Origin of the sequence: Streptomyces sp. B21-083 (assembly GCF_036898825.1) — a bacterium.
Taxonomy (GTDB): Bacteria; Actinomycetota; Actinomycetes; order Streptomycetales; family Streptomycetaceae; genus Streptomyces.
This window is the reverse complement of sequence record NZ_JARUND010000001.1, coordinates 5,383,792-5,408,860: the sequence shown is the minus strand read 5'-3', so window position 1 is coordinate 5,408,860 and position 25,069 is coordinate 5,383,792. Positions and strand designations below refer to the sequence as shown.

Here is a 25,069-nt window from a genome sequence, read left to right as displayed (position 1 = left end):
CGGCACGATCTGCTCATGCTGATTGCGACGAACGCCCAGGGACACGTGGTGAAGCGCGCCTCGAAGCCGGCCATAGGCGCCATGCTCGCCAACCTGCGACGCGGCAACGAACACACGGTCCTAGAGAGACAGAACGAGGACCGAGAAGGCACCTGGTACATCCAGGTTCTGTTGTGCGACAACAACACCTACCAACTGGAGTACCGCGATGGTGCCGCCGCGGAGCACCATCAGACGCGCACCATGAGTGTCTCACTGCGTGACAACCACGACGCACAGCCGCGAACAACCATGGACGTCTGCGGACCATCCGCGCAGGTGCCAGCCGCAGCAGGCTCAGGACGGCGGCGTCCCAAGTTGCTTCGGGACGAAGGAGTCACCCGCCTATGGGTCTCTGAGGGACTCCATCATCACGCGGTGAGCGTCACCGGCCGTTGAACAGGGAAGGTGCGCAGTGGTGCTGGTTCGGGGGATCACGGGGTCGAGTCGCGGGGAGGTTGGCCACGCAGTTCATTGAGTCTGCGTATGCCTGCCTCTAACTCTCCCTGCACGACGCGGTGGTGAGGCGGAAGCGGATGGCGTTGGGAGTGTCGGGTCAGAGTTGTATCGATGGCCAGATCGTTCACCGTGCGTTGCAACGGCCAGATGAACTCCGCCTGGAACGGCCACACCGGGTGCCAGTAGCTGGCGGGGAGCTGTGGCGCGATCACTCGATCTGTCTCTGCGGTCCAAACCAGAATGGTTAGTTTGTCCACGGTCAGTGCCGTGAACAGAGCGGTGTAGACCTCGGGATCATCTGGATTCGGTGATGGGCTGATACGCAGTTCAGCGGCACGAATATCGAGGTGATAGAGGCCCTGGTGGTAGGCGATCCAAACCCGAGTGTGCTGTGGCGGGGTGAAGTGGTCCATCAAGTGGCGGCGCATGGCTGGCGTAGTGAGCGGCTGCGGAGTGGGATCAGGCCCCGGGCGGCCGATGAATTCATTCACCCACGCCGTCTTCGTGGCCCACGTCGCCAGAGCGGTGCCCTTTTCTTCGTCCAGCAGTACCCGCTTCCCTTGCATGAGGGGCACGACGAGGCGCTCGGTCTTCATCTCAAGCCGGCTCATCCAGCCGCCGTTGCAGTCTCTGCAGACCTCTCTCGCGACGAAGCCCAGGACGGAGCCTTGACGCTCACGCATGGCATCCGGATATATCGTGATTGTGTCGGCCTCTTGGTGGCCGAAACCTAGAGACCGAGTGGATCGTGTTGGTTCGGTCGCCTGTGTGTACTTTCCCATCCATTGCGGCCACAGGTGCTCGTCCGTGATCTTCCCTGGGCTGCCGCAGAAGGCGCACAAACGCCGCAGGCGTGGAGCCATTCATCACCTCTGTTCAAGTGATCCTCATTAATCTGGCGACATTACGGGCCAGCAGGTGCGCGTGTCAGGGAGTTTCGATGCCGTCACCGTTGCGATCTACCAGGCCCTCTCCCAACTCGTGCCAGACCCGTGCCAGATCCTGCGGGAAACCACGGGGAACACCGGGGAGCCTGTCGACCGCCCATATAGCCCCGGCGCTGCTCCGCCGCAGGTCAACCCCAGAACGAGCCCTAAACACCCTTAGCTTCCCAAGCTGAGAGTGCGAGTTCGATTCTCGTCACCCGCTCCATGGAGAAGGCCCAGGTCAGCGACCTGGGCCTTGCTGTTATTGAGAGTGCCCGCTCCCGAAGTGACCTCACCGCCTCCAAGGAAAGCGTCTCAGGCGACGGTGTACTCGGCATCCCCGAAGTCTGCGACTACCCGCAGTCGACCGCCGAGCGCTTCCACATAGGCTCGTAGGGTGGCGACCTCCGCACGATCCACCTCACCATGCTCGATCGCGGAAACCCGAGGCGCAGAGACCCCCATAGATGTGGCGACTTGGCGCTGCGTCAGCGCCTGCTCGCACCTGACCTCCGCGAGTTTGTGAGCGCGCACCTCCGCAGTCAGTCGGTTCATGGCCGCTTGCTTCTCCTGAGCCGACCGCACGGGCAACCCGGCGGCCTCACGCCGCTCGCGCGCCTTGCGCTTCGTCTGCTCCCAGCTCACGGTGCTCATTCGTACTCCCTGGTCTCAAGATCAGCCAGATGTGCCTGGTACCGCTCCTCAGCAAGCGGAATGTTGATGTCGTACCAGCGCTGCCAGTTTCCAGCTTTGTCGCCAGCCACAAGCAGTACTGCCCTGCGCACCGGATCGAAGGCGAAGAGGATGCGGATCTCGCTGCTCCCGGATGATCCCGGCCTCAACTCCTTCAGGTGATGGTTCTCAGCACCCTTGATCCGATCGACCAGCGGACGGCCGAGCGTCGGGCCCGTTGCCGCCAACATGTCGATGGCGTCTTCCACCTGTTCAGAGCTGTCCCAGTCCTCTTCAGCCAGCGCCTCGAACCACTCCGCGACCTCCCCGACGAGAACCACTTCCCATTGAGCCACGACAACAATGTTAACGCAAGAGTTAACCTAACTGAGGTGGCCGGCCTGTCCGGCGCCGACGCTCAGGGCACGTGCTGGGCGAACTCGCGCAGGCCCGCCGGCGCCGAGGGTTCGCCCGGGTAGGCCACACGAGGCGGGAAGCCCTCCTGGCTTTCGCTTGGAGGTCCGGAATGGCGTCGAAGAGACCGGAGCGTGCCGCACCACAACCGCACCAGATCCAGCGGGGAACAGCAGGGAACCACGGTGAAAGCAGCCGAGCACGACGAGGCGCTGCCCCGGCCGTTCGCCCAGGTCAGCGCCCGAACCAGCCCCAACTGCCCGCAGCTTCCCAAGCTGAGAGTGCGAGTTCGATTCTCGTCACCCGCTCCATGATGAAACCCCAGGTCAGCGACCTGGGGTTTGTTTTTTGTCTAGACCAATTTCTGAGTGGCGTGCCCTAACTAGCGCGGCCAGTAGCGAGGCGGTTCCTTGACGGGGTCAACCAGATCGAACCGCTGCTTGCTGCCGGGGTTCAGCCCTTTGACATGAACGAGCTGCTGAAGTTTCCGCCGTGTCGAGTTCACGGACGATCAGAGGCATAGGGGCGATCACAGCGCCCATGGCCAACCCGAGGCCCGCCATGCCTTTGTGGCCGTGGCTGAACCGAATGTGATGCATGCCGGATTTCTTGATGGCGGCCGTCTCCGACGGATCCTCCAGCTGACGTCCGTCTTTGGTGAGGAAGGCTTCAAAGCCTCTCTTCGCCGCGTCCGGAAGGAGGGCGAGATCCTTCTTCCCTGTCCACTTGATCTCGCTGACGTGGCGTACCTCATGTCCAGGCAGCAGCCGCCTGAGCATCTCCACCCTCTGCACCAGGACGTTCTCGTCGATGCGGCGCGAAGGGTCCTCGGTTATCGGCCGTTGAGTTCAGTGCGGCACAACGCTGCAGCCATGGCCTGCACGAAGTCAGTCAGCCTGAGGGGAGGGTTCGGGGGCGGCTCGTAGTCCGACCGCGTGACGTGCCCGGCCGAAGTAGGGCTGCGGTGCGCGCCGATCTGTCCCATCCGAGGTGCAGGGTGCTTTTGTCTGGGGGCCGGGTATGCGACGGCTCCCGTGTCTGTCCCGACGGGTCGGCCGACGCCCAGCCTTCCTCCTCCGCGTTGCCCGGTCCTTGAGGGCGACCCTCCGAACGCACAAGGAGAGAGCGTGATGGCAGGAAACGTCAACGAGAGCCGCGGGATGGTGTCCGCGCAGCTTCTCAGGGGCCAGAAGGCGCTGGTGACCGGCGCCAACTCGGGCATCGGCCTGGCGACCGCCATCGCTTTGGGGCGGGCCGGAGCGGACGTCGTGGTGAACTACGTCGTCGGCGCCGAGGATGCCGAGAACGTCGTCAAGGAGATCGAGGGCTTCGGTGTCCGCGCCTACGCCCACGAGGCCGACGTGTCCGACGAGGACCAGGTGACCGCCATGGTCGCGCGGATGGTCGAGGAGTTCGGCACCATCGACATCATGGTGGCCAACGCGGGCCTCCAACGCGACGCGGCCGTGACGGAGATGACGCTCGCCCAGTGGCAGAAGGTCATCGACGTCAACCTGACCGGCCAGTTCCTGTGCGCGCGCGAGGCCGCCAGGGAGTTCATCCGGCGAGGTGTGGTGGAGGAGGTCTCCCGTTCGGCGGGAAAGATCATCTGCATGAGCTCGGTCCACCAGATCGTCCCGTGGTCGGGGCACGTGAACTACGCCTCCTCCAAGGGCGGTGTGGGCATGATGATGCAGACCCTCGCCCAGGAGTTGGCCCCCAAGAGGATCCGGGTCAACGCGGTAGCGCCCGGCGCCATCCGCACGCCGATCAACCGCGACGCCTGGTCCACCCCCGAGGCCGAGGCCGATCTCCTGCGCCTGATCCCGTATCGCCGCGTAGGCGACCCGGACGACATCGCCAACGCCGTGGTCGCCATGGCGTCCGACCTGCTCGACTACGTCGTCGGCACCACCCTCTACGTCGACGGCGGAATGACGCTTTTCCCCGGCTTCGCCACCGGAGGCTGATCTCGGATGCAGGATCACGTCACGCCCCGCCGGGTGGTGATCCTCGGCGGAGGGTTCGCGGGGTTGTTCGCCGCCCGTGCCCTACGGAAGTCACCGGTCGCGGTGACCGTGGTCGACCGCCGCGCCCACCATCTCTTCCAACCGCTGCTGTACCAGTGTGCCTCCGGGATCCTGTCCGAGGGACAGATCGCACAGCCGCTCCGGGGGGTTCTGCGGCGCCACCACAACGTGAGCTGCGTGCTCGCCGAAGCCACCGACGTGGATGCCGGCGCCCGGCTGGTGCACGCCCGGCGACCCGAGGGCGGAGCCGTCGTACTGCCGTACGACGACCTGATCGTCGCGGTGGGTATGCGTCAGTCCTACTTCGGGCACGACGAGTTCGCCGCGCACGCCCCCGGGATGAAAACCCTGGACGACGCGCTCGACATCCGCCGACGGATCTACCGGGCGTTCGAGATGGCCGAGACGGCCGCGGACGACCGGGAACGGCAGCAATGGCTCACCTTCGCGCTCGTCGGCGCCGGGCCGACCGGTGTCGAACTCGCGGGACAGATCCGGGAGATCGCCGGCCACACGCTCGACCGGGAGTTCAGAAAAGTCGATTCGGCCAAGGCCCGGGTGCTGCTTTTCGAGGGGTCCGACGCGGTCCTGGGCGCCTTCGGCCCTCGACTGGCCCACCGCGCGGCCCGAACCCTGCAAGGGCTCGGTGTGGAGCTCCACCTGGGCACCAAGGTCATCGATATCGACGCGCACGGCCTGACGGTACAAGACCATGAAGGCGGGACGACCCGCTTCGACGCACGCACCGTGCTGTGGACGGCGGGCGTCGAGGCACCGCCGATCGCGGCCGCGCTGGCCCGGGCGACCGGCGCCGAACAGGACCGGGCCGGACGCATCCTCGTCGAACCCGACCTCACCGTCCCCGGCCATCCGGAGATCCGTGTCACAGGTGACGTGATGAGCCTGAACAAACTGCCCGGCCTGGCCGAGGTCGCCATGCAGTCGGGTGCGTACGCCGGCCGGACCGTACGCCACGCCGTCGAGGGCAGGACGAGACCGCCGAAGCCCTTCAAGTACGTGGATCTCGGCAGTGCCGCCTACATCGCCCGCGGCCGGGCCGTGGTCAAGGCCGGACCGCTGCATCTGTCGGGCTTCACCGGCTGGCTGGCCTGGCTCTTCATCCACCTGGCCTTCCTCACCGGCTTCCGCAGCAGGCTCGGAGCGGTGCTCAGCTGGTCCGTCGTCTTCGCCACCGGCTCGCGCCGCGAACGCGCCTTCACCATGCCCGACGCCGAAGTGTCGGCGGCCCGGGCAGCCCGGCCGAAGCTGCCTCCGTCTCCTTGAGAACGCCCCCGCCGACGTCCCCCCGTCAGTCCCGTCACCCCCCTCCGCACGGCAGACCATCGAGGCGTACATGCTCAGCACCGCTGCCCTTCTGGCGAACACCACCCCGACCCAGCTCCTGCCGGCCCGAGAGCTGATGGCCTTCACGCTGGCCATGCACATTCTGCTGGTCCCGTTCGGTGTGGCACTGCCGTTCATCACGTTGCTCATGCACCACCGGGCGCTGCGCCGGGGTGATGCCGTCGCCCTCAAACTCGCCCGGCGCTGGTCGGCGGTGATGGCCGTCCAGTTCGCCATCGGCGTCGTCACCGGCACCGTGCTGTCCTTCGAGTTCGGCCTGCTGTGGCCCGGCATGATGGGCCGCTGGGGGGACGTCTTCGGCCTCGGCTTCAGCGTCGAGGCATGGGCGTTCTTCCTGGAGGCCGTCCTGATCGCCATCTATCTGTACGGCTGGCGCCGGCTCAAGCCCTGGACACACTTCTGGCTCGCCGTACCGCTGCCGCTGACCGCCCTGTTGGGGGCGTTCGGCATCGTCGCGGCCAACTCCTGGATGAACACTCCGCAGGGGTTCCGCCTGGACGCCCAGGGCAAGCCCGTCGACGTCGATGTGCGGCAGGCGATCTTCACTCCGATGTTCGGTCCGGAGTACTGGCACTTCGTGGTCGCGATGCTCCTGACCGCCGGCTATGTGGTCGCCGGTGTGTACGCGGTCGGGTGGCTGCGCGGGCGCCGTGACCGCTACCACCGGCTCGGCTTCACCGTGCCGTTCACGGTTGCCGCGATCCTCACTCCGGTCCAGTTCGTGCTCGGCGACTCCGCCGCTCGTGCCGTCTTCCACAAGCAGCCGATCAAGTTCGCCGCCACGGAGATCGTCTGGAAGACCGACACCCACGTGCCGGAGTACATGTTCGGGCGCCTGCATCCCGACGGGACGATCTCCGGCGGTCTCAAGATCCCCCAGCTGGACTCGATCCTCGCCGGATTCCGCCCGGACACCAAGGTGACGGGCCTGTCGTCGGTCGCGGCGAGCAACCGCCCGACGGCGACTCAGGCGACCATCGCGCACTGGGCGTTCGACATCATGGTGACCATCGGCAGTGTGCTGATCCTGCTCGCGCTCTGGTACGCCTGGTCCTGGTGGCGGCACCGGGACAACCCCGGCAGCCGCTGGTTCTACCGCTGCGCCGCGCTCGCGGGAGTCGCGTGCCTGGTCACCGTCGAGTGTGGGTGGATCACCACGGAGGTCGGCCGTCAGCCCTGGATCGTCTACAACCACATGAGGGTCTCGGAGGCGGTGACCAGTACGCGTGCCGGATCGCTGTGGGCGATGCTCGGCATCGTCATGGTCGTGTACGTGGCCGTTTTCGGCGCGTTCCTCGCGGTCGTCCTGAAGATGCGCACCCGCTGGCGCATCGCTGACGAGGGCTCAGCCGCCGCGCGCGCCCAACTGCCGCCGGAGACCGACACCCCGTACGGGCCCAGAAGCGAGCCCGAGCCCGCAGCCGCCGGGGCCCCGCCCGCCGGTGGGTCCGACCACACCCCTGGCGGTGCGTCGTAATGGCCGACTTCATCGCATGGGTGCTGGTGGTCGCGATCGCCGCCTACGCCTGCGCCGGAGGCACCGACTACGGTGCGGGCTTCTGGGATCTCCTGGCCGGCGGCGCGGAGCGGGGCAAGCGGCCCCGCTGGCTGATCGACCACGCCATGGCACCGGTCTGGGAGGTCAACAACGTCTGGTTGATCTTCGTCCTGGTCATCATGTGGACCGGTTTCCCGAGGATGTTCCAGGCCGTCTTCTCCGCGCTGTGGCTGCCGCTCGCCCTGGCCGCTGTCGGCCTGGTCCTCCGCGGCGCCGGGTTCGCCCTGCGCAAGCCGACCCGCCGCCTGGCCCAACAACGGGTCTACGGCGCGGCGTTCGCCATCTCGTCGCTGCTCACGCCGTTCTTCTTCGGGGCCGTGCTCGGCGGCATCGCCTCCGGCCGGGTCAAGCCCGGCACGATCGCCTCCGCCGACGCCTGGGCCAATGGAACCTCCGTCCTCGTGGGACTGCTGGCCATCGCCGCCACCGCGTTCCTCGGGGCTGTCTTCCTCTGCTCCGACGCCCTGCGGTTCGGCGCCGACGACCTTGTCGACTACTTCCGAGCGCGGGCGATGACCGCCTTCGCCGCGGTCGTCGTCCTCGCCCTCATCGCCCTGCCCGTCACCCACGACGACGCCCGGTACGTCTGGGACGGCCTCACCGGGGGCCTGGGACTGCTGCTGATCATTCTGGCCGCGGTCTGCGGTCTGGGCACAGCGGTGCTGCTGTGGCGCCGGTCGTACGGCTGGTCCCGCCACACCTCGGTGGCGAGCGTCGCCCTGGTCGTCGGCGCCTGGGGCTGCGCGCAGCGGCCCTATCTGCTGCCCACCTCGCTCACCGTGACCGAGGCGGCCGGGGCCACCCACACCCTGCGCTGGCTGGTGATCGTCACGGGCATCGCGATCGTGCTGGTCGGTCCGGCGCTGGTGCTGCTCTACCGGCTCGACACGATGGGCGAACTGGAGGAGCTCAGTGATGCCGACACCCTGGCCGCCAAGGCGCCTGGCGACAACCTGTAGCGGCGCTCAGCCGGTTCACCGAGGGACGGAGCCCTCGTCAGCTCAGCCGGGCGGCGATGTGGTCGCCCACCCGCAGGGCGTTGGCGATGGCGGTCAGTGACGGGTTCACCGCGCCGATGCTGGGGAAGAAGCTGGTGTCCACGACGTAGAGGTTGTCGAGGTCGTGGGCCTTGCAGTTGACGTCGAGGGCCGAACTTCGCGGGTCGTCGCCGAACCGCACGGTGCCGGCCTGGTGCGCGGTGGCGCCGATCGGCATGCCCTTGTGCAGATAGATGCTGTGATCCAGCAGGTGGTGCTCGTGCATGCCCAGGTGCCCGAGCATCCCCCGCAGCTTGTGCTGGAGGCGCTTCAAACCGGCGGTGTTGTTCTTCTCGTCGAGAGCCAGGTGGATGGCGTCGTCCTTGTCGAGGGTGACCCGGCTCCCGGGCAGGGGGAGGTCCTCTCCGCACAGCCAGAAGTCGACGGCATGGTGCGCCAGTACCTCGAAGGGCATGTCGGGCATGACAGTGCCGGCCCAGCGTGGCGCCTCGCCGTGGATCTGGTCGGCGTCCGACTTGCCGAGCATCTGGATGCCGCCGAGCGGATACTCCCAGTCGTCCGCACCCAGGTACCAGTCGTTGAGCGCCAGGGTCTTCTGGAATCTGGTGGGGTTCGGTTCCTTCGACACCGCCATCAGCGCCAGGTTGTTGTGACGCATGTAGTGGCGTCCCACCACGTCCGAGCTGTTGGCCAGGCCGCCGGGGTGCTTGTCGTTGGCCGAACGCAGCAGCAGAACAGCGGAGTTGACCGCTCCGGCGGCGACCACCACGATGTCGGCGCTGAATCGCTCGGTCGCTCCGTTCCGGAGCTCGGCGACAACCCCGGTGACGGTGCGTCCGGTCGGGTCGGTCTCCAGGCGCCGCACGTTCGCGTCGGTCACCATCGTGACGTTGTCGTACGTGAGCGCCGGGTCGACGCAGATCACCTGCGCGTCGGACTTGGCGCCCATCAGGCAGGGGAAGCCGTCGACCCGGTCGCAGCGGATGCAGACGCTGTCGTGGGTGGCCATGCCGTTCTCGTCCTGGGCGAGGTTCACACCGATCGGCAGGTGGAAGGGGTGCAGGCCGGCTTTCCCCAGATCGTCGCTGAGCTGCTGGATACGCGCTTCGTGCTCGACCGGCGGGTAGGCGTACTGCGCACTGGTCGGCCCTGCGGTGGGGTCCTCGCCGTGCCGGCCGTGCACCAGGTAGAGGTGCTCGGCCTGGGTGTAGTACGGCTCCAGATCCTCGTAGCGGATCGGCCACGCCGGAGAGATGCCGTCGTGGTGGCGCAGTTCGCCGAAGTCCTCGGGCCGGAGCCGGAAGAGCGCGGCGCCGTAGAACTTGGTGTTGCCCCCGACGTAGTAGTTGACCTCCGGGGGGAACTGGTTGCCGTGCTTGTCGTACCAGAACTCCGGGGCACGGTACTTGCCCTTGACGAAGACGGCGGTGGAGTCCCAGTTGTCCCGCTCCCGTGGCAGGTAGCCGCCGCGTTCGAGGATCAGGACCCGCTTGCCGGTGGGGGCCAGCCGGTGGGCGAGCGTACCGCCGCCCGCTCCCGTACCGATGATGATGACGTCGTAGTGCTGATCGTCGGCCATGAGAGGGATCCCGTTCTAGGAGTCGTCGGCTGTCCTGGCCGTAGCGCCCGTCCGGGGGGGTCTCCGGGCTGTGCTGTTCCGGACGGACACTCACACAATCGGGACATTCAGCGCCAATTACCAAACTATCGGGCGGGTCGCGTGGCGGCGACCCGACGGAGTCGAGCATGCGCGGTCACCTCGCCGCCCGGACGGTGCGGACCGCCCGGTCGACGATGGTCTGCGGGTCGGCCACCGCGTCGACGGTCAGGCCGGGTTCGTCCGGCCGCAGCGGTTCGAGGGTGGCGTACTGGGAGTCCACCAGCCGGGCGGGCATGAAATGGTCCACACGGCCTGCGACCCGTCGGCCGGCGGTCCCGCGGTCGAGCGCCAGATACAGGAACCACACGCCTGCGCCCGCACCAAGAAACAGACGTCGGTACTCGTGCTTGAGGGCCGAACACGCCACCACCCCGCCCCGGCCGGCGTCGGTTGCCTCCCGGATCCATTCGGCGATGGACAACAGCCAGGGCCGCCGGTCCTCGTCGTCGAGCGGACGCCCCGCGGCCATCTTGGCGCGGTTCGCGGCCGGGTGGACGTCGTCCGCCTCCAGAAAGGGGACCGCGAGCCGCTGGGCGAGCAGTCGCCCTACGGTGGACTTGCCCGAACCCGAGACGCCCATGACGACCACGACCGTGGGCACCGGAATCACAGGACGGCGATCGGGTTGACCGGTGAGCCGGTGGCGGCCGGCAGCCTCAGCGGGGCGATCACGCAGAGGAAGGACCAGCGTCCCTCCGCCTCGCAGACCGGTGCCAGGTCCTCGAACTGCAGGTAGTCCAGCAGGTGAAGGCCCATCGCATGCACCGCCAGGACATGCACGGGGAACTCGACGCCCTCGGTGGAACTCGGGGCGGTGTCGTTGTTCCCGTCGCCCCCGAGCACGGCGACCCGCCGGTCTGCGAGGAACTCCAGCGCGGACGGGTGGAGCCCGGCGCGCTCACGTGCCGCATGCCACGGGCCGAGTTCGGCGCGGCGTCGGCGGTGGCCCACCCGGACGAGGAGGAGGTCGCCCTCTCCCACGCGGACGCGCTGCTCTGTCTCGGCCGCTGCGAGGTCGTCGCCGGTCACGTGATCACCCGGTTCGAGCCAGGGCACGCCGCGCAGCCGCGGGATGTCCAGCAACACACCACGTCCGGCGATCCCGTCGCGTGCCGCCTCGATGGAGAGAGTCGTGGCCCCGTCCGCCGTGACACTGCTCGCGGACACCCCGCCGTGCAGTGTGCCGTCGTAGATCACATGGCACAGGGCGTCGATATGGCTGTCGGCGTCACCGTGCACGTTCATCGCGAAGCTGTCCATCGCGAAGTGGAGCCCGCTGGAGGCGTCTTCGCCCGGCTGCCCGCTCATCCGGTGCCTCGCGGGCTCCGGATTGTCCGGGCCGGGCAGCGTCTCCACCGGCGCGGCGAGCGTCACCGTGCGGCCGGTACGCACCTCCTGGGTGGCGGCCACCACCCGGGCAGGAGTGAGCGCGTCCAGAGCGCCCCGGTCCCCCGAGGCCCAGGCGGCGCGCGAGAGCAGGCGCCGGTACAGCACGCCGAACTCGTCCTCGGTGAGCCGTGGCGGTCCTGCCGGACGGGCATGGGTGACCACGAGTCAGCGCCCTTGCTCGGCGTCGAGCGCCTCGTCGAGGGTGGTGGCCGCCATGATGAGCGACAGATGGGTGAACGCCTGGGGAAAGTTGCCCAGTTGCTCCCCGCTCGGACCGATCTCCTCGGCGAAGAGCCCGACATGGTTGGCGTACGTCTGCATCTTCTCGAAGGTGTAGCGGGCCTGGGACACCCGCCCCGCCCGGGCCAGCGCGTCGACGTAGAGGAAGGTGCACAGACTGAAGGTGCCCTCCGAGCCGCGCAGCCCGTCCGGCGATGCCGCCGGGTCGTAGCGGTAGACGAGGCTGTCGGAGACGAGCTTGCGGTCCATCGCGTCGAGCGTGGAGAGCCAGGCCGGGTCTTTGGGGGCGATGAACTGGACCCTCGGCATGAGCAGCAGGGAAGCGTCCAGGACGTCGCCTCCGTAGTGCTGGACGAAGGCGCCCTCCTGTTCGCTCCAGCCGCGTTCCATGACCTGCTCCAGGATGGCGTCCCTGGCGCTGCGCCACTTCTCCACGTCGGCGGGCCTGCGGAAGTGCTCGGCCAGGCTCAGCCCGTGGTCGAAGGCGGCCCAGGACATCACCCGGCTGTAGGTGAAGTCCTGGCGGCCGCCGCGGGTCTCCCAGATGCCCTCGTCCGGCCGGTCCCAGGCTTCGGCGAACCAGTCCAGTGTCCTGGTCAGGGTCTTCCATCCCCGGTAGGTGGCCTGCTGCGCGATCTCGCGGCCCTGGGACAACGCGTAGATGGCCTCACCGTAGATGTCCAACTGGAGCTGGTCGGCGGCTCCGTTGCCGATGCGGACAGGGGAGGAGCCACGGTAGCCCTCGAAGTGTTCGAGTGTCTCCTCGGGCAGGTCGGGGTTGCCGTCGACCCGGTACATCGTCTGCAGCGGCTCTTCTTCCTTCCCCTCGCGCTCCTGCAGCCTCTCGACCAGCCAGTGGAGGAATGCGGTGGCCTCCTCGGCGAATCCGAGGTCCAGCATGGCGCGCACGGACAACGCGCTGTCGCGCACCCAGGTGAACCGGTAGTCCCAGTTGCGCTCTCCGCCGACCTGCTCGGGCAGACCCATGGTGGCCGCCGCGATGAGGGCGCCGGTGGGCGCGTAGGTGAGGAGCTTGAGGGTGATGACCGAACGGTGCACCAGCTCTGGCCAGCGGCCCCGGTAGCGGGACTGGCGCAACCAGTCCTGCCAGAAAAGGCTGGTGTCGTCGAACTGCGCGGTGAGCCCGTCGACGGTGAGGGGCGCGGGTGCCTCGCCGCCGGACGCGCAGACGGTGAACACGGCACCGCCTGACTCGCCGGCCTTCAGCGTCACCCTGCCGCGTACGTCCTGGCCGTCCCGCTCCAGCGGGAAGGTGGCCTGCAAGTGCGCGTCCGTCCCCGGCGACCGGAACAGGCCGGTGTTCTCGCCGAGTTCCAGCCGGTGCTCGGCCCGGCCGTAGTCGAAGCGCGGCCGGCATTCGAGCGTGAAGTCGACGGTGCCGCGCACGGCACGTACGAGGCGTATCAGGGTGTGCCGGTCGGTGGCGGTGCGGGTCCGGTCGGGAGGCATGAAGTCGACCACCTCGCCCACCCCGTCCGGTGACATGAACCGGGTCACCAATATGGCCGTGTCGGGGTAGTAGAGCTGCTTGCAGGCCGCGTCGGGGTGCTCGGGGGCCAGCCGCATGTACCCGCCGCCGTCGTGGTCGAGCAGGGCGGCGAAGATGCTGGGCGAGTCGAACCGGGGAGCGGCGAACCAGTCCACGACACCCTGCGACGAGACGAGCGCGGCGGTCTGCAGGTCGCCCACCAGGCCGTGTTCGGCGATGGGAGGGTAGCGGTCCATGGCAGCTCCGAAATCTCGGGTAGACCCCCTAAATCCACTATCGGCCACTCGGGTGGTCCTTGCGCGTCGGAACGGTCCACGACCGCTCCCCACGGCAGCCGGTGACGACGCCCGCTGACTGGCACCAGCCACTCTGACGGCGCAACGGCGGCCTGTCGCAGGGCGGCCTGTCGCAGAGCCCGGCTGAGCCATGGGTCCTGGCCGGGCGACGGATGCCCGGTGGCGCTGGAGGTCAACGGGGCACCCGGCTTGCCGACCCCTGCCCGTCGGGCGTTACTGGCTGGAGTCGGCCGATCGTAGGCAGAAAGCCCGGTGCTCGTGCGCCGAGGCGCCTCGGCGGGTCCGTCGGCCGAGCGATGGAGGTCGTGAAGTATGGAGATGATCCACGTCCGGCTGGTGAGCCCACCTGATCTCACCCCCCGGGCGGTCGGGCTGCTGACCGACGACCGCTTTGTCTTCAACCTGGTCGTCCTACCCGAACTGGCACGCAATCCCGACGGCGACGCGATCGTGTGCGACATCCTGGCGGGCGCGGCCAACGCCGTGCTGCGCGGATTGCGCGAGCTGGAACTCGACCGTCGCGGATCCATCGTCATCGAGCCGGTCGAGATGGCCTTCTCCGGCGCCGCGGCCGCGGCGGAGCAGCAGCAACTCGGGGCGCTCGCGTACGCGCCGGTCTGGGAGGAGGTCGAAGCGCGCATTCGCACCGAGGGCACCTACCGGCCGAGCTTCTACATCTACCTGGTCATCGCAGGCGTCATCGGGGCGGTGGGCATCATCACCAACTCCCAGATTCTGATCGTCGCGGCGATGGTCGTAGGACCGGAGTACGGCGCCATCACCAGCGTCGCGCTGGGCATCGACCGCGGCAACGGCACCAGGGTCCGGCAGGGCTTGTTCGCCCTGACCGTGGGTTTCCTGCTGGCTGTCCTGGTGACCTTGCTGTTCTCGTGGGCGATCCGGGGTCTCGACTTCCAACCCAAGGCGTTCGAGCAGGGCTTCAGGCCGGTCTCCACGCTGATCGACGCCCCCAACGTTTTCTCCGTCGTCGTCGCGGTGCTGGCCGGCATCGTCGGGATCATGTCGCTGACCCAGGCGAGGACGAGTGCGCTGCTCGGCGTCTTCATCTCGGTCACCACCATTCCGGCCGCCGCCGACATCGGCGTCTCCTGCGCGTTCTCCAGCTGGAGCGAGGCGCGCGGATCCCTGGTCCAACTTCTGCTCAACATCGTGCTGCTGATCCTGGTGGGCGTACTGATGATCAGGTTCCAACGCGCTGCCTGGCGGCGCATCGGCCGTCGCAGCAGTCGTCCGGGCAGCGGGTGACGCCGCCGTCCCCGTCAGGGAGACATCACGGGAGCCCGTGCGTCGACCGCCGCCCGCCACATCCTGTGACCCCAGCGGGCGAACCTGCCCGGCGATCGTGCCGACAGGAACGTGTTGCGCTTGACCGGCTCCACGAGGGGCCGCACGCTCCCGACGGGAGGGCCGGCGGCGCAGGCCACCACTACATCGGCGTCCGAGGACGCCGGCCGGGCGGACCGAGGAGGCCACGCGTGTTGGAGAGCCGGACCGGACGGCAACTGACCCTCCGTCACGGCACGCACCGTGCCGTCATCGTCGAGCTGGGCGCGGCCCTGCGGTCGTACGCGGTCGGTGAACGCACCGTGGTCGACGGATTCACCGAACAGGACCGGATCACCGGCGGGCGCGGCCAGATCCTGGTGCCGTGGCCCAACCGGATCCGCGACGGCCGGTACCCCTGGGACGGGCAGGATCTGCAGCTGCCGCTCGATGAGTCGGCCGGCGGCAACGCCATCCACGGGCTCCTGCGGTGGGTGGCGTGGCGGGTCGTGGAGGCGAGCGACAGCCGCGCCGTCCTGGAGGTTCCGCTGTGGCCGCAGCCGGGCTACCCGTTCCACCTCCGCGTCCGTGCCGAGTACGCGCTGGGCGAGAACGGACTCGAAGTCGCCGTCACCGCACGCAACCTCGATGCGAGCGCCGCGCCCTACGGCTTCGGCCAGCATCCCTACGTCACCGCGGGCACCGCCGTCGTCGACCAGGCGGTGCTGACCGTGCCCGCACGGACATGGCTGCGTACCGATGAGCGCGGCCTGCCGGTGGCCGCCGAGCCGGTCGCCGGGACCGAGTACGACCTGCGTACGCCACGAGCTGTCGGCGCGCTCCGGCTGGACACTCCGTTCGGCGACCTCGACCGGGACGCGGACGGCCGTGCCGTGGTGCGCCTGGCCCATCCGTCGGGTGCGGTCGGTACGGACGTGTGGCTCGGCGAAGGCGCCGACTACGTGCAGCTCTACACCGGCGACACCCTCCCTCCGGGGGAACGCCGTCGCGCGGTCGCCGTCGAGCCGATGACCTGCCCGCCGGACGCCTTCCGCAGCGGCACCGGGCTCGTCACCCTCGCCCCCGGCGCGCAGCACACGGTTCGCTGGGGGATCACGCCGTGGGAAGAATGACAGCGCTGTGATGGTCCCCGACCTGATGTTCATCGGGCCGAGGACCATCACGCGACGCGGGCCTCCTGGGGATTCGCCGCAGCCGCTGCCGTGATGGTGCGGGCCGGGATCACCACCGCCGCCTCGCCGGCCGTGCCGTCCCCTCGATTCGTCGATCCGTGGTGCCTCCACTGGCAGGGAAGGGCATCGACTCGTCCCACCACCACGCATGGAAAGGGCCGCTTGTGACGACGAACCAGGTGCTCATCGGTGTGGGCCTGATCCTGGTCCTGGCCGTCGGATCGCAGATCCTGGCCGACCGCCTGCACATCCCCGGCCTGATTGTCCTGCTGCCGGTCGGCTTCACCGCCGGCGCGCTGATCGACGACGTCGACCCCGAGCAACTGCTGGGGGCGGCGTTCTCACCGCTGGTATCGCTGGCCGTCGCCGTGATCCTCTACGACGCCGGCCTCGGGCTGGACCTGGCGAGGCTGAAGGGCCACACCCGCAGCGTCGTCGTCCGGCTGCTCTGGTTCGGCGTCCTGATCACCGGGCTGCTCGGCACGCTCCTCGCCGCGCCACTGCTGGACATCTCCAGGCGGGCGGCCCTCATGCTCGGCGCGATCCTCGTGGTCTCGGGGCCGACGGTCGTCGGACCGCTGCTCAGCTTCGTACGGCCGAAGGATCGGCTCCAGCGCATCCTGATCTGGGAAGGCTCCCTCATCGATCCGGTCGGCGGTGTCCTGGGCGCACTGGTCTTTCACGCCGTCGTGGCGAGCTCCCGTCACCACCTCGGCAGTGGCCTGGAGCGCTTCACCGCCAGCATGGGCATCGGACTGGCCGGGGGAGCGGCCGGGGCGGCTCTGCTGTGGGTGCTGTTCCGGGTACTGCGGCTCGGCGAGGTTCTCGGCACCACGGCGCAGCTTGCCGCGGTGATCGGTGTGGCGGCGTTCTGCGACGTCCTGCGCGACGACACGGGACTCATCGCCGCCGTGGTGATGGGCCTGGCCGTCGCCAACCTCCCCAGCATCGACGTACCAGCGCGTCGGCCCTTCTTCGAAACCCTGGTCAGTCTGATCCTCGGCCTGCTCTTCATCTCGATCTCGGCCACCGTCACCCCGCACTCGCTGCGCCATGTGTGGCTCCCCGCGCTTGGGCTCGCCGCCTTTCTGGTACTGGTCGTCAGGCCGCTGGTCGCGCTCGTGTCCACCGCCGGCACCGACCTGACAGGCGGTGAGCGGCGCTTCATCGGCTGGATGGCGCCGCGCGGCATCGTCGCGGCCGCGACGGCTTCGACGTTCTCGGCCGGCCTGGTGGCGAAGGGGATCGGTGGTGCGTCGAAGATCCTTCCGGCCACGTTCGTGGTCATCGTCGCGACAGTGACGCTCTACGGCCTGACCGCCTCGCCCGTCGCCCGGCGCCTGGGCGTCGTGCGCCTGTCCCGCTCGCGGCCCCTGCTGGTCGGCGGTGACCCCTGGGTGGTCGACCTGGGCGTGGCCCTGAAGACAGCGGGGCTGGAAGTGTTGATGTGGGCGGGGGAAGAGGAACAGCGCGAACGTATCCGGCAGGCGGGAATCGAACTTGCGCCCGGTGAGCTGCTGGGCGCCGCCACAGGTGAGGCCGCCGAGCTGGAGGGCATCACGGCGGTGTACTTCCTCACCGCCGAGGACGACTTCAACGCACTGGCGGCGGTGCTTCTGCGAGGCAGCGTGGAGGGTACCGTCCACCGCCTCAACGAACCGGCCGACAGCCACGGCGCGGTGGCGCCGTTCATCGGCGGCGAGGTTCTGTTCGGCCCGGATCTGACCTGGCCGACGTTCGCTCACCGGTACGAGGAGGGGGCGGCCGTTCTCGGGCAGCCCGCCGGAGATGCCCTACCGCCCGGCAGCGATCTGCTGTTCCTCGTACGCCGGGACGGCCGCCTCGATCCGGTCACGGGAGGCAGCGCACCACTGCCGCGACCGGGGGACACGGTCGTCCTGCTGGCCCCGGGCCGACGGGGTACCGAGAGTCCGTCGGAGTAGGCCGACCGTCGGCTGCCGCCGCTCGACGCGTGTCGTTCCCGGCGGGGGCGCCGGGCCGTACCGGGGACCGTGGCTCACACGGACCGGCTCACTGGTGGGAAGCACGTCTGCCGCCCCCGCACACGTCACCCGCATGGACAGTCCCAGTGGCACGTGGGCGTCCGCCGGTGCTTGCTGGTCTCAGCCGCCCGCCGAGCTTGCCCACCGGCACCGCCACCGGACCGGGGAGAGACCGTCACCGGACGGGGACACACAGGCTGGGAGAGGAAGCGAAGACCGCCCATGGAGAGGAAGCTTCAGGCGTTGCGCACTCCACGAGCCGCAGGACTGGTGGGGATCGTTTTCGCCCTGCTCCTCGGCGTGGCCATCGTCCTGGTCCGCGTAGCGGTGCCGGACGTGCCCGGCAATGTGGGCAACGCCTGGGTCACCGACCCCTCGCGTCGGCGCACCGTACAGACGGCGCTCAACCTCGTTCCCTTCGCCGGCATCTTCTTCCTGTGGTTCATGGGCGCGGTGCGCGCACGCATCGGAGCGGCCGAGGACCAGTTCTTCGCCATGGTCTTCCTGGGCAGCGGCCTGCTGTTCGTGGCGACTCTCTTCGGCGCCGCAGCGGCGGCCGGCGGCCTACTGGTCACGGCCGATGTGTCCGGGGCCGGCTCCAAACTGCAAGGGTGGTCATTCGGCCGTCACGTCACCTACAGCCTCCTGACGACCTACGCGATGCGGATGGCCGCGGTCTTCACCTTCTCGACCTCCACCATCGGGCAACGGCTCGGAGTCCTCCCGCGCTGGCTTTCCCTTGTCGGCTATCTCGTCGCCCTGACACTGCTGCTCGTGTCGGGCACTGTCGCCTGGTCCGAGCTGGTCTTCCCCCTGTGGGCACTTGTCGTCAGCCTGCACATTCTCGTGGCCAGTCTCCGGCCAGGTCCCGGACCTGTGGTTGCGTCCTGAATTCTTCCCCCGTCCCATACGCAGAGGCTTTATGCACAACGCCCGGTCTCTCTCGTCACGGCCGCGGCGACGCTGGACGACGCGCTCGACCGACTCGTGGCCTGAACGCAGGAATCCCCGGTCCCTGTGGCAGCAGCTCCGTGGTCACGAACGACACCACGGCGGCCAGCACGATCACGGGCACCGTTTCCGAGTTGCCCACCATGAGGACGACCAGCACCACCGTGCTGACGGGCAGCCGCAGCGCGGCGGCGCACGCGGCCGCCATACCCGCCGCCATGCCCGCTACGACGCCGAGTCCCGGCAGGGGTGCCAGCAGGACGCCCACCGCTCCGCCCAGGAACAAGGAGGGGAAGGTCGGACCGCCGCGAAGGCTTCCCAGACAGAGCGCGTATGCGACGCCCTTGAACGCCAGGACCGCCAACAGACTGCCGACCGACCACGCATGGGGGTGCCCGGCGAGTTGCGCCAGGGCGGACTGGCCGGACAGGGAGACCTCGGACGGCGAACGGCCGGTGATGACTGCGTAGAGAGCCGCGCAGCCCGCCGCGGCGAGTGCGCAGACCACCGTGTTGCGCAACGGATGCGCGGTTACGAAGCGCGCGGCGACCCGTCCCCCCACCATGATCCAGTGGACGGCCGCCCCGACGACGACTGCCATCAGCGCCGACCACACCACGTCCCCGGTGTCGAGGAGCGGCGGAGTGGGCAGCCCGATGTCGAGGCTCCCGGTCTTCAGCCCGGTCCAGTGGCCGAAGCCGGTGAACACGATGGCGCCGATTCCGCTGGACAGCAGGGCGGGAAGCATCACCGCGAACAGCTGCGGTCCGCCGACTCCGGCCACTTCCATGAGCATCACGGCCGCCACGAGCGGACTGCCGAAGATCGCGGCGATGGCTGCCGCGGCACCGGCGGCACCGAGCAGCACAGTGCTCGCCTCGGTCGCCGGAGCGCGTACGAGATCCCGGAAAACCAGCGCCAGACCACCGCCGAGGGCGATCAGCGGGGCCTCGGGCCCGAGGACGGCGCCCAGCGGCAGGCTGGCCAACGCGGCGAGGACCACACCGGGAACGGTGGCTTTCGACGCCTCTCCGGAATGCAGGCCAGCCGCCGGAATGTGTCCTCCTCGGCCCGGAAACCGCAGGACGACCAGGGCGACGACCGCGCCTGACACCAGAGCCAGGGGAACGGGCCACCACCACGGTGGATCCGTCCACCCGAGATCGTGCGGCCAGTCCACCCAGATCAGGTTCTCCAGCTCGTGGAGCAGGACGAGGAACCAGAACGCGACCAACGACACCGGGATCCCGATCAAGGCGCAGAACACCAGCGCCCGTCGGTACTCGGGCCGACGCAGCATGTTCCTCAGCTGGTCGGCCTCTTGGGGCTGGTTTCCCGGAGCGGTCCCAGACTCTCCGGGCTTCTGCTCAGCGATGGCGCTTCTCCTGAGTCTGCTGGGAGGCGGTCGGGCCAGTGGCAGCGCGAGATTACCCAGCAGATCGCGCCATATCGCTTCCAGGCCCGCGAAATGGCTCAAAGCCCCTCCGGATGGACCGCAGAGGGGCTATCGATGACTCCGACCGGGCTGCGTGCCCGTAGCGTGCCCTTAAGACCGGTCAACCACGGACAACAGCGGTGCCATCAGGCCGCACAGCGGCGACACCGAGACCGCATCCGAGCAGGTCAGCGGCCATACGGCCGACCGAGCGCCGTCGCTTCCCAAGCTGAGAGTGCGAGTTCGATTCTCGTCACCCGCTCCAGAGAGAAACCCCAGGTCAGTAGCCTTCGAGTGCCGCTTCAGGCACCACTGGGTCGAATAATCTCCCATCGCGAGACGCACTTTCGGTGGCCTGGGTCATGAGGTGCGCGGAGGTCGACCAAGTCGCGTAAGCAAAGCAGCAGTTGTCAGGTGCGCCAGTGCCGCTGCTCACGCGGTCGTCGCGCTCAGGAGCCCCTCACCACAACCACCCGTACAACCACTCGCCACGATGCTGCTGCCGTGGCGATCGGAAGGCGCGCCCAGGGACACCCGGTCCGGCGACGGACGACACCGCCCCCACCGCACCGGAGTGATGCGGTGGGGCATCGGACCGTCCAGGCCGGACCAGGAGTCCCTGGGCGTGAGGAACCCCGCCCCCGCATCCCCGGACCACGGACACGATCCGTGCCGCCCGGACGCGGAGCGAACGCGGGCAACCAGAACGACCAACACCGTCCGGGGCGTTCGGCCGAGCATGAGACCTGGCAACAGGACTCACTCCCGCTCAGTCCCTAGGAACGGTGATTCACCCTCGTCCAGGGGCACGGCGCGGTCGGGCGGCGGAGGCTCAGTGCGCGGCGCGGCGGGCCAGCGCCCCGCGAGAGCGGGTCACCAGCGCGGCCAGCAGGGCGGCGCCGAGGGGCACGGCCACCAGGAGGGCGGCGAGCGTCTCCCAGGGGACGATGATCGGCACGTACGGCGGGGCGTCACCGGCGCCGACCCAGCCGTTGTCGAGAGCCTCCTGGTAGAAGCGCGTCTGCTCGCGCTCCTCGGTGAGCCGCAGCCCGACCGCGGGCAGGACACCGGCCGCCGAGCCGAGGACCACACCCATCGCGGCGACCACACCGCACTGGAAGCCGCTGAGCATGCGGCGCACCCGGGGTGGGGCTCCGACCGCGGCGAGCGTCTTGAGATCAGCCTCCGCGTCGGCCTGGGCGAGACCGGTGGCGATGCCGGCCGCACCGATGGTGACCAGGCCGGCGAAGACGGTCAGCGCGAGCAGGACGAGCCCGTTCTCGTCGACCCACCCCTGCTCCACGGTCAGCTCGACGTTGCTGCCGAGCTTGGCGATCTCGGCGTCGAGCTTCTGCCGCTGCTCGGTGCTGGGCATCCGGTCGGTGTTGAAGAAGGCGCCGAGGGGGACAGTGGTCAGTCCGGCGGCCTTGGCGGCGGCGGGGCTGAGCACGCTCTGCACTCCGTAGGAGTCGGGCGAGCCGGGCACCTGGTAGGCGGGGAAGGACTTCAGCTCGCCCGGGACCGGCTTGTTCTGCTCGACGGCGCGGTCGGCGGCCTTCGGGTCGGTGATCAGTTTGATGCCGACGGCGCCGTTCCTGTCGACCTGGGGCTTGTGGAAGCTGACGAGCTTTCCGTCGGCGAGGGCCTTGGCCGCGCCCGGGTCGTCGATGCCGAGGACCTTCAGAAGCGGGGCGTCGGCGACGAGGAGACCGCCCTCGACGTAGACGCCGTTGCCGTCGGGCGAGAGGCAGCGCCAGTCCTTGGCGAGCGCGCGCCGCTGCTCCTTGGTGTACTTCTCCGCCGGGTCGGACCCGTCGGGGGTGCTGACCCACAGCGGGCACTCGTTGGCCGGCGGGGTGACGACCTCGAAGCGGCCACAGCCCTCGCCCTCGCCGTACGGGGCGCAGCCGGGCTTGCCGACGGCGATCCGGAACACGTCGGCGCGGACGTCGACGGGCAGCGTCCGCTGCACGGCGTCGCGGACCGCGGGGACGTCCCGGCCGCCCTCCTCGGTGACGAGCGCGGCGCCGGCCCCGTACGGCAGGCTGGCCCGGTACTCGGCCAGACTCTGGGCGTCGCGGCTCGCGGCGTACGTCGAGACGGCGACGGTGCCCGCGACGGCGGCCAGGACGGCGGCGACAGCGGGTGCCGTACGGCCCCGGTTGCGGACGGCGTCCCGCAGGGCGAGGCGCGGCGAGAGCGGCAGCCAGCGGCTGGCCCGGCCGAACAGGCCGACCAGGGCGGGCGTCATGGCGACCACACCCAGCTCGGCGACGGCCGAACCACCCGCGACCAGGACGAACTGGTCGGAGACGACCGAGCCGTACAGGGCGATGGCCGCGCCGAGCAGGACAGCGCCGAAGCCGATCAGCGGCAGCACGCGGTTGCTGCGGCGCACGCCGCGACGGCCGGTGAGGGAGGCCAGGACGGTCTGCCGGGAGGCGGTGACGGCCGGGATGATCGCGGAGAGCAGGCCGGTGAGGACGGCGAGCGCGGCGATGGCGAGCAGTTCCAGCGGCCTGACGGTGAAGCCGCCGAACCGTTGCCCCATGTAGTCCTCGAGGAGCGGCCGGAGGGCGAAGGTCAGGATCAGGGCGAGGACGATGCCGACCAGGGCCGCCGCGACGCCGATGACCAGGCCGCCGCTCAGCACGATGGCCCGGATGTGGCTGCGGGCACCGCCGTTGGCGCCGACCAGGCCCAGCTGGCGGCGGGAACGACGGGCACCGACGGCGAAGGCGGGACCGGCGAGCAGGCAGATCTCCAGCATCGCCAGGCCGACGACCGTGCCCACGGCGGCGAGCGCGGCGGCGTCGGCGCCCCCGCTGCTCTCGTAGATGGCCCAGCCTTCCTTCTGGTAGAGCGGCACCTTGGAGTCGGCGGGCGGGTCGAGGGCCACGACGCGCGAGGTGACCAGGACACCCTTGGCGTTGATCGCCTGGACCGTGTTCCACGTGAAACCACCGGCCTTCTTCACCAGGTAGGTGGTGGAGATGTCGGGCTTCGGCAGTCCGGCCTTCTCGACCGCCTTGGCGTACGGCGCGAGGAAGGCCCCCGGCAGGGCGTTGACCTGCTGTGCCGTGAGTTCGCTGGGCAATTCGTACGAGCCGCTGATCACATAGGTGCGGTCGAAGCCGCGGGCGGTGAGGGTGGAGCCGACGGACAGCCCGCTGCTCTCCAGGAACCGGGTGGTCGCGGCGATCTCGTCGTTCTTCTCGGGGAAGCGGCCCTCCTGCAGCCGCATGATGCCCCGGGCGACGGGATCGACGGCGGCCAGCTCACGGACCTCGGTCTGGAGCAGACCGTACCTGGTGGTCAGCTTGGCGTTGCCCCTGCTGTCGGTCAGCACCGTCGAACCGGCCGGGATGGCCTTGGTGACATCGGTCGGGCCGTCGGGCCAGGACTTGCCCGGCGAGTCGTAGTCCCCGGCCGGGGTGTGCTGATCGCCCTCGGGGTCCTGCAGGATGGCCACGCCGGCCGTTCGGGGGTCGGAGAAGCGAGCGTCGGCGGCACCCAGGGTGCGCTCCATCCGCTGCGCGGGGGTGAGTTCGGCGCTGCGCAGGGTCAGGTCCAGGGCGCTCACGCCCAGGATCGGCAGCGCGATCATGGCGAGGACGAGGAAGCTGCGGCCCTTGAAGCGCCAGGCGTCACGGCGGGCGATGCGGACCGCGGCCCGCCAGGAGTGGAACCAGGTCGTCACCGCTGGGCCGCCCGGCCGGTCAGGAGCGAGTCGGCGTCGCTGCGTACGGTCTGGTCGACGACGGCGCCGTCCCGCAGGAAGACGACCCGGTCGGCCCAGGCGGCGAACCGCGGCTCGTGGGTGACCATGACGCCGGCGGCTCCGGCGTCGCAACGGGAGCGCAGCAGGGCCAGCACGGACTCGCCGGTCTCGGAGTCGAGGGCGCCGGTGGGCTCGTCGGCGAGGACGAGCCGGCGGTCGCCGACGAGGGCGCGGGCGATGGCCACGCGCTGCTGCTGGCCGCCGGACATCTCGTCGGGGAACCGGTCGGCGAGTTGGCCGAGGTCCATCTCGGCGAGGGCGGCGAGGGCCTCGGTGCGGGCCTTGCGGGCCGATATGCCGTCCAGTTCGCGGGGCAGGGCCACGTTCTCGGCGGCGGTGAGGGCCGGGATGAGGTTGTAGTCCTGAAAGACGTAGCCGATGCTGCGGCGGCGCAGGGCGGCGAGCCCCTTGATGCCGAGGACGGTGATGTCGGTGCCCTCGACGAAGACCTGCCCGGAGGTGGGGTTGTCGAGGCCGCCGGCGATGGTGAGCAGGGTGGACTTGCCGGAGCCCGACGGGCCCATGACGGCGACGAGTTCACCGGGGTGGACGTCGAGGTCGATGCCGCGCAGGGCGTGCACCTCGGTGGCGCCGGAGCCGTGGACGCGGGTCAGGTTCCGCAGACTCAGCACGGGCTGTTGCTGTTGTGTGGACATGGTTCCCCCTCGGGCGTACGCCGGTGAACGGCCGGACGTCGGTGCGACGGACGGTCGTTGGCAGAGCCGTGCGTACGGTATTGGTCTGGTCGGGTGGTTCGGAGTCTTCATGTGGGTCGGGTGGACCCGGTGGGTCGGGTGGACCCGTTGGACTCGGTCGGCCTTGTGGATCCGGTCGTTCAGGTGCTCAGGGCCGGTCGTGAAGGGCGG

20 protein-coding genes and 1 pseudogene are annotated in these 25,069 nt (G+C 69.3%); 10 read left to right on the top strand and 11 right to left on the bottom strand.

Annotation, left to right across the window (positions count from 1 at the left end; translation table 11 throughout):
• Nucleotides 1-15 precede the first annotated feature (15 nt).
• On the top strand, nt 16-438 hold the full coding sequence (locus QA861_RS24275; protein ID WP_334590404.1) for a hypothetical protein: 423 nt from the start codon (nt 16-18) through the stop codon (nt 436-438).
• A 35-nt stretch (nt 439-473) separates the two neighbouring features.
• Here QA861_RS24275 and QA861_RS24270 read toward each other — a convergent pair whose 3' ends face one another.
• The 4 genes from QA861_RS24270 to QA861_RS24255 form a co-directional block, all read right to left on the bottom strand.
• A complete protein-coding gene (locus tag QA861_RS24270; protein ID WP_334590403.1) occupies nt 474-1,181 on the bottom strand; it encodes a hypothetical protein in 708 nt (235 codons plus the stop codon).
• Nucleotides 1,182-1,739: 558 nt separating this feature from the next.
• Nucleotides 1,740-2,078: an XRE family transcriptional regulator gene (locus tag QA861_RS24265; RefSeq protein ID WP_334590402.1), complete on the bottom strand. Its 339-nt coding sequence runs from the start codon at nt 2,076-2,078 to the stop codon at nt 1,740-1,742.
• Entirely contained in the window at nt 2,075-2,461 is a 387-nt protein-coding gene (locus QA861_RS24260; RefSeq protein ID WP_334590677.1) for a type II toxin-antitoxin system RelE/ParE family toxin, read from the bottom strand. Before QA861_RS24260 ends, QA861_RS24265 begins: the two co-directional genes overlap by 4 nt.
• A 468-nt stretch (nt 2,462-2,929) precedes the next feature.
• On the bottom strand, nt 2,930-3,289 hold the full coding sequence (locus QA861_RS24255; RefSeq protein ID WP_334590676.1) for a hypothetical protein: 360 nt from the start codon (nt 3,287-3,289) through the stop codon (nt 2,930-2,932).
• 351 nt (nt 3,290-3,640) lie between these two features.
• Here QA861_RS24255 and QA861_RS24250 point away from each other — a divergent pair, with 351 nt between their 5' ends.
• The 4 genes from QA861_RS24250 (at nt 3,641) to QA861_RS24235 (ending at nt 8,422) form a co-directional block, all read left to right on the top strand.
• A complete protein-coding gene (locus QA861_RS24250) occupies nt 3,641-4,480 on the top strand; it encodes an SDR family oxidoreductase (RefSeq protein ID WP_334590401.1) in 840 nt (279 codons plus the stop codon).
• A 6-nt stretch (nt 4,481-4,486) separates the two neighbouring features.
• Nucleotides 4,487-5,824, top strand: coding sequence for an NAD(P)/FAD-dependent oxidoreductase (locus tag QA861_RS24245; RefSeq protein ID WP_334590400.1), 1,338 nt, complete (start codon nt 4,487-4,489; stop codon nt 5,822-5,824).
• A gap of 70 nt (nt 5,825-5,894) precedes the next feature.
• A complete protein-coding gene (locus QA861_RS24240; protein ID WP_334590399.1) occupies nt 5,895-7,382 on the top strand; it encodes a cytochrome ubiquinol oxidase subunit I in 1,488 nt (495 codons plus the stop codon).
• Complete coding sequence (locus tag QA861_RS24235; protein ID WP_334590398.1) at nt 7,382-8,422, top strand: cytochrome d ubiquinol oxidase subunit II; 1,041 nt, start codon at nt 7,382-7,384, stop codon at nt 8,420-8,422. Before QA861_RS24240 ends, QA861_RS24235 begins: the two co-directional genes overlap by 1 nt.
• A 37-nt stretch (nt 8,423-8,459) precedes the next feature.
• Here QA861_RS24235 and QA861_RS24230 read toward each other — a convergent pair whose 3' ends face one another.
• The 4 genes from QA861_RS24230 to QA861_RS24215 all read right to left on the bottom strand — a co-directional run bounded on the left by QA861_RS24230 (nt 8,460) and on the right by QA861_RS24215 (nt 13,496).
• Nucleotides 8,460-10,040 carry a GMC oxidoreductase gene (locus tag QA861_RS24230; RefSeq protein ID WP_334590397.1) on the bottom strand — a complete coding sequence of 527 codons (1,581 nt, stop codon included), beginning with the start codon at nt 10,038-10,040 and terminating at the stop codon, nt 8,460-8,462.
• Nucleotides 10,041-10,215: 175 nt separating this feature from the next.
• Nucleotides 10,216-10,731: a gluconokinase gene (locus QA861_RS24225; protein WP_334590396.1), complete on the bottom strand. Its 516-nt coding sequence runs from the start codon at nt 10,729-10,731 to the stop codon at nt 10,216-10,218.
• Nucleotides 10,728-11,672 (bottom strand): cyclase family protein, encoded by a 945-nt coding sequence (locus tag QA861_RS24220; RefSeq protein ID WP_334590395.1) that lies wholly within the window; start codon nt 11,670-11,672, stop codon nt 10,728-10,730. Before QA861_RS24220 ends, QA861_RS24225 begins: the two co-directional genes overlap by 4 nt.
• 3 nt (nt 11,673-11,675) lie before the next feature.
• Nucleotides 11,676-13,496, bottom strand: a complete 1,821-nt coding sequence (locus QA861_RS24215; RefSeq protein ID WP_334590394.1) for a glycoside hydrolase family 15 protein — start codon at nt 13,494-13,496, stop codon at nt 11,676-11,678.
• A gap of 372 nt (nt 13,497-13,868) precedes the next feature.
• On the opposite strand from QA861_RS24215, the gene QA861_RS24210 reads away from it, so the two are divergent.
• The 4 genes from QA861_RS24210 to QA861_RS24195 all read left to right on the top strand — a co-directional run bounded on the left by QA861_RS24210 (nt 13,869) and on the right by QA861_RS24195 (nt 18,927).
• The gene (locus QA861_RS24210; RefSeq protein ID WP_334590393.1) at nt 13,869-14,822 is read left to right on the top strand and encodes a DUF389 domain-containing protein; all 954 of its coding nucleotides are present in this window, start codon (nt 13,869-13,871) and stop codon (nt 14,820-14,822) included.
• 230 nt (nt 14,823-15,052) lie between these two features.
• Complete coding sequence (locus QA861_RS24205) at nt 15,053-15,973, top strand: aldose 1-epimerase family protein (RefSeq protein ID WP_334590392.1); 921 nt, start codon at nt 15,053-15,055, stop codon at nt 15,971-15,973.
• A gap of 224 nt (nt 15,974-16,197) precedes the next feature.
• A complete protein-coding gene (locus QA861_RS24200) occupies nt 16,198-17,976 on the top strand; it encodes a cation:proton antiporter (protein ID WP_334590391.1) in 1,779 nt (592 codons plus the stop codon).
• Nucleotides 17,977-18,258: 282 nt separating this feature from the next.
• Nucleotides 18,259-18,927, top strand: a complete 669-nt coding sequence (locus QA861_RS24195; RefSeq protein ID WP_334590390.1) for a hypothetical protein — start codon at nt 18,259-18,261, stop codon at nt 18,925-18,927.
• A 55-nt stretch (nt 18,928-18,982) separates the two neighbouring features.
• On the opposite strand, the gene QA861_RS24190 is transcribed toward QA861_RS24195, so the two are convergent.
• On the bottom strand, nt 18,983-20,287 hold the full coding sequence (locus QA861_RS24190; RefSeq protein ID WP_334590389.1) for a chloride channel protein: 1,305 nt from the start codon (nt 20,285-20,287) through the stop codon (nt 18,983-18,985).
• Nucleotides 20,288-20,872: 585 nt separating this feature from the next.
• On the opposite strand from QA861_RS24190, the pseudogene QA861_RS24185 reads away from it, so the two are divergent.
• Nucleotides 20,873-21,202, top strand: a pseudogene (locus tag QA861_RS24185) (IS200/IS605 family accessory protein TnpB-related protein); the annotation flags it as partial.
• Nucleotides 21,203-21,254: 52 nt separating this feature from the next.
• On the opposite strand, the gene QA861_RS24180 reads toward QA861_RS24185, so the two are convergent.
• Both QA861_RS24180 and QA861_RS24175 read right to left on the bottom strand, forming a co-directional pair.
• On the bottom strand, nt 21,255-24,122 hold the full coding sequence (locus QA861_RS24180; protein WP_334590388.1) for an FtsX-like permease family protein: 2,868 nt from the start codon (nt 24,120-24,122) through the stop codon (nt 21,255-21,257).
• Nucleotides 24,119-24,859, bottom strand: coding sequence for an ABC transporter ATP-binding protein (locus QA861_RS24175; protein ID WP_006380198.1), 741 nt, complete (start codon nt 24,857-24,859; stop codon nt 24,119-24,121). The genes QA861_RS24180 and QA861_RS24175 overlap by 4 nt, the downstream gene beginning before the upstream one ends.
• Nucleotides 24,860-25,069: the final 210 nt, after the last annotated feature.